This window comes from Actinomadura parmotrematis (assembly GCF_019458805.1).
Lineage (GTDB): Bacteria > Actinomycetota > Actinomycetes > Streptosporangiales > Streptosporangiaceae > Spirillospora > Spirillospora parmotrematis.
Genome location: NZ_JAIBOA010000008.1, coordinates 163,567 through 177,672 on the forward strand (window position 1 = coordinate 163,567; position 14,106 = coordinate 177,672).

At 75.2% G+C, this 14,106-nt stretch carries 18 protein-coding genes; 11 read left to right on the forward strand and 7 right to left on the reverse strand.

All coding sequences use genetic code 11. From position 1 onward, the window contains the following. Positions 1-6 precede the first annotated feature (6 nt). The 5 genes from K1Y72_RS14545 (at position 7) to K1Y72_RS14565 (ending at position 4,639) form a co-directional block, all read left to right on the forward strand. Positions 7-978, forward strand: a complete 972-nt coding sequence (locus K1Y72_RS14545) for a carbohydrate ABC transporter permease (RefSeq protein ID WP_220166827.1) — start codon at positions 7-9, stop codon at positions 976-978. Beyond that, positions 975-1,817 carry a carbohydrate ABC transporter permease gene (locus K1Y72_RS14550; protein WP_220166828.1) on the forward strand — a complete coding sequence of 281 codons (843 nt, stop codon included), beginning with the start codon at positions 975-977 and terminating at the stop codon, positions 1,815-1,817. The genes K1Y72_RS14545 and K1Y72_RS14550 overlap by 4 nt, the downstream gene beginning before the upstream one ends. Further along, positions 1,814-3,265 carry a glycoside hydrolase family 3 protein gene (locus K1Y72_RS14555; protein ID WP_220166829.1) on the forward strand — a complete coding sequence of 484 codons (1,452 nt, stop codon included), beginning with the start codon at positions 1,814-1,816 and terminating at the stop codon, positions 3,263-3,265. Before K1Y72_RS14550 ends, K1Y72_RS14555 begins: the two co-directional genes overlap by 4 nt. A 119-nt stretch (positions 3,266-3,384) precedes the next feature. Beyond that, on the forward strand, positions 3,385-3,849 hold the full coding sequence (locus tag K1Y72_RS14560) for an RrF2 family transcriptional regulator (protein WP_220166830.1): 465 nt from the start codon (positions 3,385-3,387) through the stop codon (positions 3,847-3,849). A 1-nt stretch (position 3,850) separates the two neighbouring features. Continuing rightward, positions 3,851-4,639: an Fpg/Nei family DNA glycosylase gene (locus tag K1Y72_RS14565; RefSeq protein WP_220166831.1), complete on the forward strand. Its 789-nt coding sequence runs from the start codon at positions 3,851-3,853 to the stop codon at positions 4,637-4,639. Here the strand turns inward: K1Y72_RS14565 and K1Y72_RS36245 are convergent. From K1Y72_RS36245 to K1Y72_RS14575, 3 genes are all read right to left on the reverse strand, one after another. Beyond that, the gene (locus K1Y72_RS36245) at positions 4,606-4,956 is read right to left on the reverse strand and encodes an RNA polymerase sigma factor (protein WP_258572426.1); all 351 of its coding nucleotides are present in this window, start codon (positions 4,954-4,956) and stop codon (positions 4,606-4,608) included. The two genes, K1Y72_RS14565 and K1Y72_RS36245, sit on opposite strands and share 34 nt — an antisense overlap. 96 nt (positions 4,957-5,052) lie before the next feature. Beyond that, positions 5,053-5,826, reverse strand: coding sequence for an RNA polymerase sigma factor (locus tag K1Y72_RS36250; RefSeq protein ID WP_308287076.1), 774 nt, complete (start codon positions 5,824-5,826; stop codon positions 5,053-5,055). Continuing rightward, positions 5,823-6,176 carry a YciI family protein gene (locus K1Y72_RS14575; RefSeq protein WP_220166832.1) on the reverse strand — a complete coding sequence of 118 codons (354 nt, stop codon included), beginning with the start codon at positions 6,174-6,176 and terminating at the stop codon, positions 5,823-5,825. The genes K1Y72_RS36250 and K1Y72_RS14575 overlap by 4 nt, the downstream gene beginning before the upstream one ends. A gap of 147 nt (positions 6,177-6,323) precedes the next feature. Here K1Y72_RS14575 and K1Y72_RS37580 point away from each other — a divergent pair, with 147 nt between their 5' ends. From K1Y72_RS37580 to K1Y72_RS14590, 3 genes are all read left to right on the forward strand, one after another. Continuing rightward, positions 6,324-6,683: a ClpX C4-type zinc finger protein gene (locus K1Y72_RS37580; RefSeq protein ID WP_220166833.1), complete on the forward strand. Its 360-nt coding sequence runs from the start codon at positions 6,324-6,326 to the stop codon at positions 6,681-6,683. A gap of 164 nt (positions 6,684-6,847) precedes the next feature. After that, positions 6,848-7,510: a HemK2/MTQ2 family protein methyltransferase gene (locus K1Y72_RS14585; RefSeq protein WP_220166834.1), complete on the forward strand. Its 663-nt coding sequence runs from the start codon at positions 6,848-6,850 to the stop codon at positions 7,508-7,510. After that, positions 7,482-7,739: a CDGSH iron-sulfur domain-containing protein gene (locus K1Y72_RS14590; protein WP_220166835.1), complete on the forward strand. Its 258-nt coding sequence runs from the start codon at positions 7,482-7,484 to the stop codon at positions 7,737-7,739. The genes K1Y72_RS14585 and K1Y72_RS14590 overlap by 29 nt, the downstream gene beginning before the upstream one ends. Before the next feature lie 2 nt (positions 7,740-7,741). Here K1Y72_RS14590 and K1Y72_RS14595 read toward each other — a convergent pair whose 3' ends face one another. Next, complete coding sequence (locus tag K1Y72_RS14595; protein WP_220166836.1) at positions 7,742-8,770, reverse strand: iron-containing redox enzyme family protein; 1,029 nt, start codon at positions 8,768-8,770, stop codon at positions 7,742-7,744. Continuing rightward, complete coding sequence (locus K1Y72_RS14600; RefSeq protein ID WP_220166837.1) at positions 8,767-9,927, reverse strand: carboxylate-amine ligase; 1,161 nt, start codon at positions 9,925-9,927, stop codon at positions 8,767-8,769. The genes K1Y72_RS14595 and K1Y72_RS14600 overlap by 4 nt, the downstream gene beginning before the upstream one ends. A 171-nt stretch (positions 9,928-10,098) precedes the next feature. Here K1Y72_RS14600 and K1Y72_RS14605 point away from each other — a divergent pair, with 171 nt between their 5' ends. Beyond that, positions 10,099-10,575, forward strand: a complete 477-nt coding sequence (locus tag K1Y72_RS14605; RefSeq protein WP_220166838.1) for a hypothetical protein — start codon at positions 10,099-10,101, stop codon at positions 10,573-10,575. Then, the gene (locus K1Y72_RS37145; protein WP_220166839.1) at positions 10,572-11,747 is read left to right on the forward strand and encodes a zinc-dependent alcohol dehydrogenase; all 1,176 of its coding nucleotides are present in this window, start codon (positions 10,572-10,574) and stop codon (positions 11,745-11,747) included. The genes K1Y72_RS14605 and K1Y72_RS37145 overlap by 4 nt, the downstream gene beginning before the upstream one ends. A 49-nt stretch (positions 11,748-11,796) precedes the next feature. Here the strand turns inward: K1Y72_RS37145 and K1Y72_RS14615 are convergent, their stop codons facing one another. After that, on the reverse strand, positions 11,797-12,282 hold the full coding sequence (locus tag K1Y72_RS14615; RefSeq protein WP_220166840.1) for a GNAT family N-acetyltransferase: 486 nt from the start codon (positions 12,280-12,282) through the stop codon (positions 11,797-11,799). Between the two features lie 261 nt (positions 12,283-12,543). Between K1Y72_RS14615 and K1Y72_RS14620 the strand changes: the two genes are divergently transcribed. Next, the gene (locus K1Y72_RS14620) at positions 12,544-13,092 is read left to right on the forward strand and encodes a cysteine hydrolase family protein (RefSeq protein WP_220166841.1); all 549 of its coding nucleotides are present in this window, start codon (positions 12,544-12,546) and stop codon (positions 13,090-13,092) included. 4 nt (positions 13,093-13,096) lie between these two features. Here K1Y72_RS14620 and K1Y72_RS14625 read toward each other — a convergent pair whose 3' ends face one another. Beyond that, complete coding sequence (locus K1Y72_RS14625) at positions 13,097-13,978, reverse strand: DUF4259 domain-containing protein (protein ID WP_220166842.1); 882 nt, start codon at positions 13,976-13,978, stop codon at positions 13,097-13,099. Between the last annotated feature and the right edge of the window lie 128 nt (positions 13,979-14,106).

The window sequence follows — 14,106 nt, forward strand, 5'->3', positions numbered from 1 at the left end:
GAATGCATGATCGACACCGCCCCCGCGGTGGGCCGGGCGCCGGACCGGAGCTCCTCCGGGCCGCCCCGGCGCCGCCGCCGGCCCCGCCTCGGGCCGTACCTGCTGATCGCGCCGACGCTGGCGGTCATCGCCGTCCTCACCCTGTGGCCGATGGTGCAGATCGGCCTCATGTCGTTCCAGAAGGTCGGCAACCGCCAGCTCCGCGGCGAGCCCGCCGAGTCGGTGGGCGCCGAGAACTACCGGCAGATCTTCGACGACCCGTTCTTCTGGCAGACGCTCCGGCAGACGGTGCTGTTCGCCGTGGTGGCGGTGTCGCTCACCCTGCTCGTCGGCACCCTGATCGGGCTGCTGCTGCACAAGCTGGGCGGCCGCATGTCGAACCTCGTCGCGAGCGGCGTCATGATCGCCTGGGCGACGCCGCCGGTGACCGCCGCCATCGTCTTCTACTGGCTGTTCGGCACGACCGGCGGCGCCGTCAACTGGACCCTCGACGCCCTGCCCGACTGGCTGGTCGGCGGCGGCTGGGCCGACTACAACTGGTTCGGCAGCCCGCTGCCCACCTACACCGTGCTCACCGTCTGCGTCGTCTGGCAGGCGTGCCCGTTCGTCGCGGTGTCGGTGCTGGCCGGCCTGAAGAGCGTGCCGAGCGAGCTGTACGAGGCCGCCCGGGTGGACGGCTCGGGGCCGTGGCGCTCGTTCTGGAGCATCACCTTCCCGCTGCTGAAGCCCATCTTCATGGTCCTGCTGGTGATGTCGATCATCTGGGACTTCAAGGTGTTCACCCAGCTGTTCATCATGGCCGGGATGGCCAACCGGGACGCCTTCAACCTGTCGCTGTACGCCTACTCCGAGGCGTTCGGGTCGCTGAACCCCAAGCTCGGGCTCGGCTCGGCCATCGCGATGGTGCTGACGGTGCTCCTGCTCGTCGTCACGGCCCTGTACGTGCGGGTCATGGTCCGTCAGGGGGAGACCAAGTGAGGCCGCGGCTCCTGCGCAGGTTCGCGCTGAACGCCACCGGGATCGCGGTGTTCGCGCTGTCGGTGTTCCCCGTCTTCTGGATGGTGTCCACCGCCTTCAAGCCCAACGACGAGATCTTCTCCAGCACCCCGCACCCGCTGCCCGAGCACCCGACGGTGCGGCACTTCCACGACGTGCTGACGGGCCGGATCGCCGAGGTGGCGTTCTGGGAGTACTTCCGCAACAGCCTCATCCTGGCGGTCGTCACCGTCGTCGTGTCGGGCCTGCTCGCGCTGCTCGCGGCGACCGCGATCGCCCGGTACCGCTTCCGGTTCCGCACCACGTTCATGGTGCTGCTGCTGGTCGTGCAGATGGTGCCGCTGGAGGCGCTGGTCATCCCGCTGTTCCTCGACGCGCGGCGGCTGCAGCTGCTGAACAGCCTGGCCGGGCTGGCGGCCGTCTACATCGCCTTCGCGGTGCCGTTCGCCATCCTCATGCTGCGCGGCTTCGTCGCCGCGGTGCCGAAGGAGCTGGAGGAGGCCGCCGCGATCGACGGCGCCGGGCCGGTGCGCACGTTCTTCACCGTGCTGCTGCCGCTGGTCGCCCCGGGCCTCGTGGCGACGAGCATCTTCTCGTTCATCACCGCCTGGAACGAGTTCATCTTCGCCTACACCTTCCTCGACGACCAGGACAAGTTCACCTTGCCGATCATGCTGCAGTACTACTTCGGCCACAACAGCACCGCGTGGGGGCCGATCATGGCGGCGTCCACCCTGCTGACGGTCCCGGTCATCGTGTTCTTCCTGCTGGTCCAGCGCCGCATGGTCTCGGGCCTCACCGCCGGGGCGGTGAAGGGATGACCGGCGAGATCTCCCGGCTCGCCCGCGGCACGCTGCTGCCCGGCTTCGCCGGCGCCACCGCCCCGCGCTGGCTGCTGGCGGAGGTGGAGCGCGGCCTCGGCGGCGTCACCCTGTTCGCCATCAACGGCAACGTGCCGGACGCGGCGGGCCTCGCCGCGCTGACCGCCGGGCTCGCCGCCGCCGGCGACCCGCTGATCACCATCGACGAGGAGGGCGGCGACGTCACCCGCCTCGGCGGGCACCGGACCGCGAGCCCCTACCCCGGCAACGCCGCGCTCGGCGCCGCCGACGACCCCGAGCTCACCCGCCGCGTCTACCGCTCGCTCGGCGCCGAGCTGGCCGCGGTCGGCGTGAACCTCAACTTCGCGCCGTCGGTGGACGTCAACACCGCCGCCGACAACCCGGTGATCGGCACCCGCTCGTTCGGGTCCGACCCGGAGCTGGTGGCCCGGCACGCCGCCGCGGCCGTCGTCGGCACGCAGGAGGCGGGCGTCGCTGCCTGCGCCAAGCACTTCCCCGGCCACGGCGCGACCGTCGAGGACTCCCACCTCGGCGTCCCGGTCGTGGACGCCGACCTGGACCTGCTGGACCGCCGCGAGCTCGTCCCGTTCCGCGCCGCGATCGCGGCCGGGGCGCGGGCGGTCATGACCGCCCACCTGGACCTGCCGAAGATCACCGGCGGGGTGCCGGCCACGCTGTCCCCCGCCGTGATCACCGGCCTGCTCCGCGAGCACCTCGGCTACGGCGGCGTCATCGTCACCGACGCCCTGGACATGGACGGCGCGTCCGGCGCGATCGGCATCCCCGAGGCGGCGGTGCGGGCGCTCATCGCGGGCGCCGACCTGCTCTGCCTCGGCCCGCGCGAGCACGAGGACAGCGTCCGCGCGGTCCTCGCCGCCGTCGAGGAGGCCGTGCGCAGCGGCCGGCTGCCGCTGGAGCGGCTGGCCGACGCGGGGGCGCGCACGGCCGCCCTGCGGGCGTGGGCGTCGGGCCGCGGGCCCGTCGCGCTGGACCGGGAGGCCGGGCTGGAGGCCGCCCGCCGGGCGGTGCGCGTCACCGGCGACCTGCCCACCCTCGCCGGCCGGCCGCTCGTCGTGCAGGCCGAGGCCGGCGGCAACATCGCGGTCGGCCCGACGCCGTGGGGGCTCGGGCCGCTCGGGGACGGCGCCGAGACGGTCCGGGCCGTAGGGGACGCGGCCGAAGCCGGACCCCTGCTGGAACGTGCCACCGGGCGCGGGCTGGTGATCGTTCTGCGGGACGCGCACCGGCACGCCGGGCAGCGCGGGCTCGCGTCCGCGCTGCTCGCGGCCCGTCCCGACGCCGTCCTCGTGGAGATGGGCCTGCCGGTGTGGCGGCCCGAGGGGGCCGTCCACGTGGCGACCTACGGGGCGGCCGCGGCGAACGCCCGCGCCGCCGTCGAGACGCTCGGGCTGACCCCGGCGGGGTGAACCGGCGCGGACCGGCATACCCTCATAGGGTGTGCCGGGCCGCGTCCCGGCGGCAGGGTGCGCCGGGGACCGCCCGGCGGTAAGCCCAACCAGTCCGATCGGCAAGGGATAATACGTACATGCGATTGTCCGCTCGGGTCGACTACGCGCTGCGGGCCTCCGCTGAGCTGTCGGTGGCGGGGAGCCATCCGGTGACCGCCGTCCAGCTCGCCGAGGCGCAGCGCATCCCGCCCAAGTTCCTGGAGAACATCCTCGGGCAGCTGCGCCGCTCCGGCCTGGTGCGCAGCCAGCGAGGCCCCGAGGGCGGGTACTGGCTGGCCCGCCCGGCCGACCAGATCTCCCTCGCCGACATCATCCGCGCCATCGACGGGCCGCTGCTCGGCGTCCGCGGCGAGCGCCCCGAGCACGTGGGCTACGAGGGCCCCGCGCGCTCCCTGCAGGAGGTGTGGATCGCGCTGCGCGCCAGCGAGCGCGGCATCCTGGAGAGCGTCACCCTCCAGCACATCGCGTCCGGGGAGCTGCCGGAGCCGGTCCGCAAGCTCACCGAGGATCCCGCCGCCTGGGAGAGCCCCTCCTTCCTCTGACATGCCCGAAGGCGACGTCGTCTGGAAGGCCGCCCGGCGCCTGCACGAGGCGCTCGCCGGGCGGACGCTGACGCGCACCGACTTCCGGGTGCCCCGCTACGCCACCGCCGACCTCGCCGGGCGCGGCGTCGTGGACACCGTCTCGTACGGCAAGCACCTGCTCACCCGCGTCGAGGGCGGCGTCACGGTGCACACGCACCTGAGGATGGACGGCCGGTGGAGCGTCCAGCGGCCCGGTCCGGCGCCCCGCGACCACCGCGTCCGGCTCGTCCTCGCCAACGCCGGGGCGCAGGCCGTCGGCTACTCGCTCGGCGTCGTGGAGCTGCTGCCCACCGACCGCGAGGACGGCGTCGTCGGGCACCTCGGTCCCGACCTGCTCGGCGACGGCTGGGGCGCGGACACGGCCGCCGAGGCCGTCCGGCGCCTCGCCGAGCAGCCCGACCGCGCCATCGGCGAGGCGCTGCTCGACCAGACGCGCCTCGCCGGCATCGGCAACATCTACAAGGCCGAGATCCTGTTCCTGCGCGGCACGGACCCCTGGACGGCCGTCCGCGACGTCCCCGACCTGCCCGGCATGGTCGACCTGGCGCACCGGCTGATGTTCGCCAACCGGGCCCGCACCGGGCACGTCACCACCGGCGACGTCCGGCCGGGCCGCCGCTGGTGGGCCTACGGGCGCGGCGGGAAGCCCTGCCGCCGCTGCGGGACGCGGATCCGCCAGGGCGAGCAGGCGTCCGGCGTCGGCGAGCGGGTCGTCTACTGGTGCCCGCGCTGCCAGCCGCGCCGCTGAGGCAGCGCGTCGCGGCGGGCGCGCAGGAAGTCCCGCTCGGCGCGGTTGCCGGTGCGCTCCTCGGCCGCCCGGTACGCCTCGGCGGCCTCGGCGCGGCGGCCGAGCCGGGCGAGCAGGTCGGCGCGGACGGCGTGGAAGGTGTAGAGGCGGTCGAGGTCCAGGGCGTCCACGGCGGCGAGGGCGGCCGCGGGGCCGTCCACCTCGGCGAGCGCGACGGCCCGGTTGAGCGCGGCGACCGGCGTCGGCGCGCAGGCCAGGAGCAGGTCGTAGAGGGCGAGGACCTGGCGCCAGTCGGTGGGCGGCGGGTCGGTGTGCACCGCGTTGATCGCCGCCTGGAGCTGGTACGGGCCGGGGGCGCCGCGCCGCAGGCAGCGGCGGACGAGGGCGCGGCCCTCCTCGATCAGCGCGGCGTCCTAGCGGGCGCGGTCCTGCGCGGGCAGCGGCACGAGCTCGCCCGCCGGGCCGGTGCGGGCGGGGCGGCGGCCCTCCAGCAGCAGCATGAGGGCGAGCAGGCCGAGCGCCTCGGGCTCGTCGGGCATGAGACCGGCGAGCAGCCGGGCGAGCCGGATCGCCTCCGCGCACGTCCCGGCGTCCGCCAGGTCGGGGCCGGCGGCGGCGGTGTACCCGGCGTTGAAGATCAGGTAGAGCACCGCGAGGACGGCCCGCAGCCGGTCCGGCAGGTCGGCCTCGGCCGGGACGCGGTAGGGGACGCCGGCCGCGCGGATCTTGGCCTTGGCGCGCACCAGCCGCTGCGCCATCGTCGCCTCGGGCACCACGAAGGCGCGGGCGATCTCGGCGGTGGACAGGCCGCCGAGCAGCCGCAGGGTGAGCGCGACCCGCGCCTCCGCGGCGAGCGCCGGATGGCAGCAGGTGAAGATCAGCCGGAGCCGGTCGTCGCGCACGGGGCCCTCCTCGGTGTCCGGCGGGGCGTGCAGGAGCGCCGCCTCGGCCTGCCGGGCGCCCCGGGTCGCCTCGCGGCGCAGCCGGTCGACGGCCCGGCGGCGCGCGGTGGTGAGGATCCAGCCGGCCGGGCTCGGCGGGACGCCGTCGCGCGGCCAGCGGTCCAGCGCGACGGCGAAGGCGTCCTGGACGGCCTCCTCGGCGAGGTCGAGGTCGCCGAGGAGGCCGGCCAGGACGGCGACGGCGCGGCCGTACTCGCGCCGGAACACCTCCTCGACGCTCGTCACGCGCCCTCGGCGAAGTGGAACGGCCGGACCTCGATCGGCAGCGTGGTCGCCCCGGCGAGCCGCTCGCCCCACTTCAGCGCGGCGTCGAGGTCGGGCGCCCGCACGATGGTGAACCCGCCGAGGTACTCCTTGGCCTCGGCGTAGGGCCCGTCGGTCAGGACCGTCCCGCCGCCCTCCGCGCGCAGCACGGTCGCCGTCGCGGGGGCCTCCAGGCCGCCGGAGAACACCCACGCCCCCGCGTCCCGCATCTCGGCGTTCAGGACCTTCAGGTCGGCGTCGATCCGCGCCAGCACCGCGTCGTCCGGCCGCGGCCCCTCCGGCTGCATGACGCTGAGCAGGTAGTGCTTCATGATCTGTCCTCTCGTCGTCCCTGTTCTCACCCTCTACACGAACGGCCGACCCCCTATCTCGACACCCGCCCCGGAATTTCTTCATTTGTCAGGGGTAGCCTGACGTTCTAGGGTCGGTGTCAGGATCAGCCTGACGTGGAGGTGGGCATGGAGTTCCTGGAAACGCCGCGGTGCTCGTTCTGCGGGCGGTCGCACACCGAGGTCGCCAAGCTCGTGGCCGGGCCGGGGGTGCACATCTGCGACGAGTGCGTGGACCTCGCGGATTCGATCATCGCCGAGTACCGGAACGCGAAGATCGAGGTGCGGCTGCCGCTCTGGGAGGACCTCGGCGACGAGGAGATGCTCGAGCACCTCCCGCGCGTCGTCGCGGTCGCCGACCAGGTCGAGGCGAACCTGCGGCTCTGGGTGCGGGAGCTGCGGCGGCGCGGCGTCACCTGGACGCGGATCGGCGCCGCCCTCGGCATCACGCGGCAGTCGGCCTGGGAGCGGTTCTCCGGCGAGGAGTGAGGTCCCGCCCCTCCGGCGTCCCGGGAGGTCGGAACGTGTCAAGGGCGTTCCTGCGGGTAAGCGGCGCCCGCCACTGCGATTCCACCCCGCCACCCGCACACCAGCGGCACCGACACGAGGGGGACCGACATGGGAACGCCGGAACCGAAGGACGGAGGCGGCCGATGCTGATGCTGACCGTGCCGGGGGTCTACCGGCCGCAGACCGACACCCGGCTGCTCTGCGAGGCGCTCCGCACCGCGTCCGTCGCGCCGGGCGCGGCGCTGCTCGACGTGTGCACCGGCAGCGGCGCCGTCGCGATCGCCGGGGCGCTCCTCGGCGCGCGCAGCGCCACCGCCGTGGACCTGTCGCGGCGCGCCGCGCTGACCGCCCGCGCCAACGCCCGCCTGCGCCGCGTGAACGTGCGGGTGCTGCGCGGCGACCTGTTCGGGCCCGTCGCGGGCGAGCGGTTCGACGTCATCACCGCCAACCCGCCCTACGTGCCGTGCGACCGGCCGCCGGGCGCGCACAGCCGGGCGCGGGCCTGGGACGCCGGCCGGGACGGGCGTGACGGCATCGACCGCATCTGCGCCGGCGCGGCGGAGCTGCTCGCGCCCGGCGGCACCCTGCTGATGGTGCACTCGGCCGTCTGCGGTGTGGCCGAGACGCTCGGGACGCTGCGCGAGCGGAATCTCAAGGCCGCCGTGGTGGCGCGCCGCACGATCCCGTTCGGCCCGGTGATGCGCTCCCGGGCCGCCGACCTGAAGGCGTGGGGGCTTCTCGCCCCCGGCCAGGAGCACGAGGAAGTGGTGGTGATCCGTGCCGACCGAGCCGAGAAGCGCGGCTGACGGCGCGCCGCGGCGCGTCCTGCTGGACCCGGCCGGCCCGGTGCTGGTGGAGGGCCCGGTCGAGGCCGTCCTGCCGGACGGCTCGACGGTGGTGTCCGACCGGTTCATGGTGGCGCTCTGCACGTGCCGCCGCAGCCGGCGGTTCCCGTTCTGCGACACCAGCCACCGGCGCAAGGTGCGGTCGGGGGCCGCCCGGGAGGACTCCCCGGACGGCCCGCCGGACGCCTGATCTCAGCCCGCCGCGGGCCCGTCCGGAAGGGGGGCCCGCAGCGAGCTGCGGCCCGCGCGCCAGGACGCCAGCAGGTGGCCGCCGAGGCGCTCCTCCAGCAGCTCGGTGGCCTGCACGCCGAAGACGACGTCGGCGGCGAGCCCGGGCTCGCGGTCCAGCAGGTCGCCGATCACGTCGCGGCGGAGGACCTGCTCGTGGACGGCGTCGGCCTCGATGTGCTCGGTGAAGAACAGCACGCACTCGGGGGCGGCGCCGAAGCGCTCCAGCGCGACGGCCATGCGGTGCGCGCTCGGCGCCGTGGTGATCTCCGCGGCGGCGAAGTGCCCGACCATGGCGGCGCGCAGCGACCGGTGCAGGCCGAACAGCGACATCATGTTGACGGTGGCGAGCGCGGCGGCCGGGACGGCGTCGAAGTAGGCCAGGTAGCCGTCGTCCAGGCCGGCGCCGCGCAGCAGGTCGGCGAACAGCCGCGCGTGGACGCGCTCGGCGCGCCCGCCCCCGTACTCGTCGAACTCCACCGCCACCAGGGACGCCTTGGCGCGGCCCTCCAGGCGCGGGATCAGCCAGGCGTGCGGGTCGGCCTCCTTCAGGTGGTACAGCGACCGGTGGACGAAGTACTCGCGCATCTGCCACCAGGCGCCCTCGTCCTTGAGGTGGTGGGAGACGCCGCGCGCGTCGAGGTCCTCCACCAGCAGGGCGTCCAGCGTGCCGGCGACATCGTCGCCGCCCGGCACGCCGGCGCGCAGCGCGCCCAGGAACACCCGTTCCAGGGCGGCGCGGAACGCCAGCAGGCCGAGGTCCCACTCCCAGTCGGCGTCCACGCCGTCGAAGCCCCGGTAGTGCAGCTCGTAGCAGATGTAGAGGGCCGCCTGGAGGTCGTCGCCGAAAGGGTCCGCACCGTCGGCGCCGGCGGGCGGGACGGGGTGGCCGGGCGGGTGGCGCAGGGCCGTCACGACGGCCTCCGACAGCGGGCCGCGCGGCGGCGGCAGCGGCGCCGCCGTGCGAGATGGGGTGAGCGTGCTCTCGGTCATGGATCTCCTCCTTGCAGGGGGTGGGCGGCGATCGTGTCGAGCAGGGCGGGCAGGCCGCGCGCGGCGGCGCGGCGCTGGCGGTCGGCGCCGGTGCCCTCACGGTCGAGGCGTCCGACGAGGGTGCGGACGGCGGCATCGTCGCCGGCGTCCTCCAGGGCGTCGCGGACGTGGTCCAGCAGCTCGTCCAGCAGATCGCGGGCCGGGACGCGCTGCTCGCGCACGGGGTGCACGGCGGGACCGGCGAGGCCGTACCGGGCGGCCGACCAGACGGCGGCCGCGCAGACCTGGTCGTCGGCTGCGGGCGCCTCGCGGCCCGCGGCGAGGTCGTCCAGCGCGGTGCGGACGAGCGCCCGGGTCAGGGCCGCTTGCAGGACGGCGTCGGCGGGCGCGGCGGCGGTGTCGGCCGCCCGCACCTCCACCGTCGGGAACCGCGACGAGGGCCGGGCCAGCCAGAACGTCATGGCCTCGTCCACCAGCACGCCGCACTCGACGAGGCGTTCCAGGCGGGCGCGGTAGGCGGCGGCGGACCCGAAGCGCGGCGGGACGCCCGAGCCGGGGAAGCGGGCCTGCTCCAGCATCCGCCAGCTCTGGTAGCCGGTGTCGCGGCCCCGGTCGGACGGCGAGTTGGCCGACACCGCGAGCAGCGTCGGCAGCCACGGCCGCAGGTGGTCGGTGACCGCGACGGCGTGGTCCAGGTCGGGGACGCCGACGTGGACGTGGCAGCCGCAGCTCTCGTAGCCGCGCACGACCTGCTCGTACAGGTCCGCGATGGCGGTGAAGCGCTCCCCTTCGGTGAAGGGCGCGTCGGGGGCGGGCGCGACGGGCGTCCCGGTCGCGATCGGCAGCGCGCCCTCGGCCGCGGCGGCCGCCGCGAGGCGCGCGCGGCCGTCGGCGAGCTCGGCGCAGAGCGCGTCCAGGCTCGTGTGGACGCCGGTGACCGACTCGACCTGCGCCGCCGTCAGCTCGGCGCTGAACCGCGCCGCCGCGACGCCGCGCGACGCCCGCGCGCGCCGCAGCACCGGCCCGGCCCGCGCCACCGTCGCCCCGGTGGCCGGATCCACCAGCAGGAACTCCTCCTCGACGCCCATCGTGAGCGCGGCGGACGGCGCGCCGCGCTCGGCGGCGGCGCGGTCCTCGGCGCGGACGGTCGGTCCCATGGGATCTCCTGTGGCAGGTGGTACCCGCCGCCCCTGCCCACCAGCGGCGATGTGAATCCCCGGGACGAAGCAGGCGGGAAGCGTCTTTGTCGACTTTTCTCCTCTACGGGACGCATGAACGCGTCCCACCGGGTAGGAGGCGCGGCCCGGACGGACCTGGAGGGCGGGAGCATGCAACGTGCGAAGACCGCGGCGGCCGCGGCGACGGCCGCCGCCGGAGCGGGAGCGGCCGCCTGGTGGCTGAAGTCCCGGTCCGGTGCGCCGGAGAACGCCGAGCGCTGGCTCGTCGTCACCGTGAACCGGCCGCCGGGCGAACTGGCGGCGGGCCTCGCGCCCGCACCGCTCGCGCGGCTGCCGGAACCGCTCGCCGAACTCGGCGACGACATCGTCGTCGAGGTGCGGCCCGCGCCCGGCGGCAAGGGCACCGAGCTGGCCGCGCGGCTGCGCGACCCCCGGCGCGCGGGCGTCGTCGACCGCGTCCGCGGCAACGACCCGCGCCAGCAGGTGCGCTCGGCGCTCCGCGACGCCAAGTCGCTGCTGGAGACCGGCGAGGTGCTGCTGCCGGACCTGCCGACGACGCGGCCGACGCCGGTCGGCGAGGTGCTGGAGCTCGCGACCCGGCGCGCGGGCGGGGAGGGACGGCTGTGAAGGCGCTCTGCTGGCAAGGCGTCAACGACCTGTCGGTCGAGGAGGTCCCCGACCCGGGGATCCGCAACCGGCAGGACGCCGTCGTCAAGGTGCTGGCCAGCACCACCTGCGGCTCGGACCTGCACCTGCTCGGCGGCTACATCCCGGCGATGCGCGCCGGCGACGTCATCGGGCACGAGTTCCTCGGCGAGATCGTCGAGGTCGGCCCGGACGTGTCCCGGCACAAGGTCGGCGACCGGGTCGTCGTCTGCTCGTTCATCGGCTGCGGCCGCTGCTGGTACTGCGAGAACGACCTCTGGTCGCTCTGCGACAACAGCAACACCAACCCCGGCATCGCCCAGGCGATGTGGGGCTACGAGACCGGCGGCGTGTTCGGCTACTCCCACGCCATGGGCGGGTTCCGGGGCGCGCACGCCGAGTACGTCCGCGTCCCCTACGCCGACCAGGGCGCCTTCCCGGTGCCCGAGGGCGTCGACGACGCGAGCGCGGTGTTCGCCTCGGACGCGGCGCCGACCGGCTGGATGGGCGCCGACCTCGGCGGGGTGAAGCCCGGCGACACCGTCGCGGTCTGGGGCTGCGGCGCCGTCGGGCAGATGGCCGCGCGGGCGGCGATGCTGCTCGGCGCCGAGCGCGTCGTCGCGATCGACCGGCTGCCCGAGCGGCTGGACATGACGCGCCGCCGCATCGGCTGCGAGACGCTCGACTACACCGCCACCGACGTCGGCGCCGAGCTGCGCGAGCTGACCGGCGGGCGCGGCCCGGACGTGTGCATCGAGGCCGTCGGCATGGAGGCCCACGACACCGGCCCGCAGCACTGGTACGACAAGGCCAAGCAGATGACGCGGCTGCAGACCGAGCGCCCGGCCGCCGTGCGGGAGGCCATCCACGCCTGCCGCAAGGGCGGCTCGGTGTTCGTCCTCGGCGTCTACGCCGGGCTCGCCGACAAGTTCCCGCTCGGCGCGATGATGAACAAGGGCCTCACCCTGCGCGGCGCGCAGATGCACGGCCACCGCTACATCCCGATGCTGCTCGACCGCATCGCCAAGGGCGAGCTGAGCACCGGGCACCTCGCGACGCACACCATGCCGCTGGACGAGGCGCCGAAGGGCTACGACCTGTTCAAGAACAAGAAGGACGGCTGCGTGCGCGCCGTCTTCCGCCCCGCCGGCTGACGGGGCCCGGAAACGGCCCCGCCGGGCCACCCTCGAGGCCCGGCGGGGCTCAGCCGCGTCCGGGGGCGAGATCCTTGCCGAAGCAGAGGCTCATGGCGCCGCCGATGTACTCGCCGAACTGCGGGATCGCGGTGTACCCGGCCCGCTCGTACAGGCGGAGGGCGGCGTGCTGGCGCGGGCCGGTCTCCAGCACCAGGCGGGTGAGGCCGAGCGCGGCGGCGCGCTCCTCCAGGGCCGCCAGGAGGCGCGCGGCGAGGCGCAGTCCGCGCGCCTCGGGCGCCACGTACATGCGCTTGATCTCGCCGGCGCCCGCGCCGACGCGGCGGACGGCGCCGCAGCCGACGGGCGTCCCGTCCACGCGCGCGACGAGGAACGCGCCGCTGCCGGGGGCGACCTGCTCGCCGGTGAGGGTGAAGTGGTTGTCCTCCGGGTCGTAGAGGCCGCGCAGCTCGGCGTTCAGCGCGGCGATGAGGGCTTGGGCGTCCGCGCCGTCCATGGGCTCGTCCGCGATGGCGACGTCACCGGTCACGTTCATGGGTGCAGCGTAGGGGCCGCCCGCCGGTCCGGCGCCGACCGCCCCGGCGGCACCGGACCGGCGGCCTCGCACCGGCCCGGGGACGTGGGGACCGGCGCGGCCCGGGGGCCGCCACCGCGCCCATGCCCGCCCCGTGACCTGCGCAAAGGCGCCGGGTCGCGACCTTTGCCCGGTCCGGAGCGGGGATCTCCGGCGGATCGGCCGCGGATCTCCCCTGGATCTGCGTTCGGCGCTGTCGGTGCCGGGGACTACGGTGCCGCCATGACGACGCTCGCCGGACGGCCGAACACCGCACTGCTCGTGATCGATGTGCAGAAGGGGGTGCTGGAGGGCGCCCCGGCCCGCGACACGGTCATCGCCAACATCGGCGCGCTCCTCGCGCGGGCGCGCGCCGAGGGCGTGCCGGTCGTGTGGGTGCAGCACTCCGACGAGGACCTCGTCAAGGGCAGCGAGGCGTGGGAGTACGTGCCCGAGCTGGCGCCCGCCGGCGCCGAGCCGCTCGTCCACAAGGTCCACGGCGACGCGTTCGAGGGCACCGGCCTGGAGGGCCTGCTCGCCGAGCGCGGCGCCGGCCGCCTCGTCCTCACCGGCGCGCAGACCGACATGTGCATCCGCGCGACCGCCCACGGCGCCTTCACCCGCGGCTACGACGTCACCCTGGTCGCCGACGCCCACACCACCGAGGACCTCACCGCCCACGGCGCTCCCCCGCCCGAGCAGGTCATCGCCCACACGAACCTGTACTGGAGCTGGCAGTCCGCCCCCGGCCGCCACGCCGAGGTAGCGCCCACGGCCGAAATCGTCTTCTGACGGGTCAGGCGTCGGCGCTCTTGAGGTCCTGCTCGGCCATCCAGAGCAGGACGGCGGTGTCGGCGCCGCCGCGCCGCACCACGCGGGTGCCGTGCATGAGGACGCCGGTGCCGTGCTCCTCGTCCCAGCCGCAGGCGAACTGCAGGCCGACGTAAGGCATGCCGCCCTTGGAGAGCGGGTGGATGTTGACGCCGGTGAGGGTCGAGCCTTCCCGCGCTTCGTCGCCGAGGTCGTCGCGGGCGTCCCGGAACTCGGCGAGCACGGCGGGGCGCGCGGCGTTCCAGAGGGCGGGCAGGTGCGCGACCGTCCAGGCGATGGCGGCGTGCTCGGCGTCCGTCAGCGGTCCGTCCTCGCGACCCTCGGGCGCGTAGATCAGCTCGGCGGAGATGCGCGTGGCGGGGCCGCCGCCTTCGGAGACGAGGTGCGCCTTCCAGAAGAACTCGTCCCAGAAGAAGGCGCCGGCGCTGATCTCAGGGGCGCGGGGCGCCGCCTCCAGCACGGCCGCCAGCCCGCGGACGACGGCGAACCACTCGGCGCCCTGCTCCTCGCCGCCCCAAAGCTCGGGCAGCTCGCTGTCGTCGCTGGTCACGCGCGCGAGCGCGCGGAGCGCGATGCCGTAGATTTCCGGATGCAGGACCGGCACCGGCTCGTCCGGCCCGTAGACCGTGGTGACCGGCGCACCGCCGGGACACTGCGCGGCGACCAGGGCCGCCGCCGCGATCGCCACGTCCCCCGCAGAGGCGTCAAGGCCGCCCTCGGCGTCGGCCGCAGCCTCCAGCGCCCACCGGATCAACGCCGAACGCTCCGCCTCGGCCACCTCGTCCAGATCTCCGCTGAAGTCGGCCGCACGATCGTTGTCGAAAGGCCCAGTCCCCCAGGTACCCATGCGCGCCCCTCTCCGCTGTTGCGGAAAGGCTAGGCACCCCCACCGACATTCCGATCATCCCTCGTCACCCGCACCGCAGGCCCACCAGCATCCGACGCCTCGGCAACAGCAACCTAACGACCACGCGG

Coding starts and splice junctions, on each gene's coding strand:
- K1Y72_RS14545 (WP_220166827.1), top strand. CDS start 7: ATGATCGACACCGCCCCCGCGGTGGGCCGGGCGCCGGACCGGAGCTCC.
- K1Y72_RS14555 (WP_220166829.1), top strand. CDS start 1,814: ATGACCGGCGAGATCTCCCGGCTCGCCCGCGGCACGCTGCTGCCCGGC.
- K1Y72_RS14560 (WP_220166830.1), top strand. CDS start 3,385: ATGCGATTGTCCGCTCGGGTCGACTACGCGCTGCGGGCCTCCGCTGAG.
- K1Y72_RS14565 (WP_220166831.1), top strand. CDS start 3,851: ATGCCCGAAGGCGACGTCGTCTGGAAGGCCGCCCGGCGCCTGCACGAG.
- K1Y72_RS14575 (WP_220166832.1), bottom strand. CDS start 6,176: ATGAAGCACTACCTGCTCAGCGTCATGCAGCCGGAGGGGCCGCGGCCG.
- K1Y72_RS37580 (WP_220166833.1), top strand. CDS start 6,324: ATGGAGTTCCTGGAAACGCCGCGGTGCTCGTTCTGCGGGCGGTCGCAC.
- K1Y72_RS14585 (WP_220166834.1), top strand. CDS start 6,848: ATGCTGATGCTGACCGTGCCGGGGGTCTACCGGCCGCAGACCGACACC.
- K1Y72_RS14595 (WP_220166836.1), bottom strand. CDS start 8,770: ATGACCGAGAGCACGCTCACCCCATCTCGCACGGCGGCGCCGCTGCCG.
- K1Y72_RS14600 (WP_220166837.1), bottom strand. CDS start 9,927: ATGGGACCGACCGTCCGCGCCGAGGACCGCGCCGCCGCCGAGCGCGGC.
- K1Y72_RS14605 (WP_220166838.1), top strand. CDS start 10,099: ATGCAACGTGCGAAGACCGCGGCGGCCGCGGCGACGGCCGCCGCCGGA.
- K1Y72_RS14615 (WP_220166840.1), bottom strand. CDS start 12,282: ATGAACGTGACCGGTGACGTCGCCATCGCGGACGAGCCCATGGACGGC.
- K1Y72_RS14620 (WP_220166841.1), top strand. CDS start 12,544: ATGACGACGCTCGCCGGACGGCCGAACACCGCACTGCTCGTGATCGAT.
- K1Y72_RS14625 (WP_220166842.1), bottom strand. CDS start 13,978: ATGGGTACCTGGGGGACTGGGCCTTTCGACAACGATCGTGCGGCCGAC.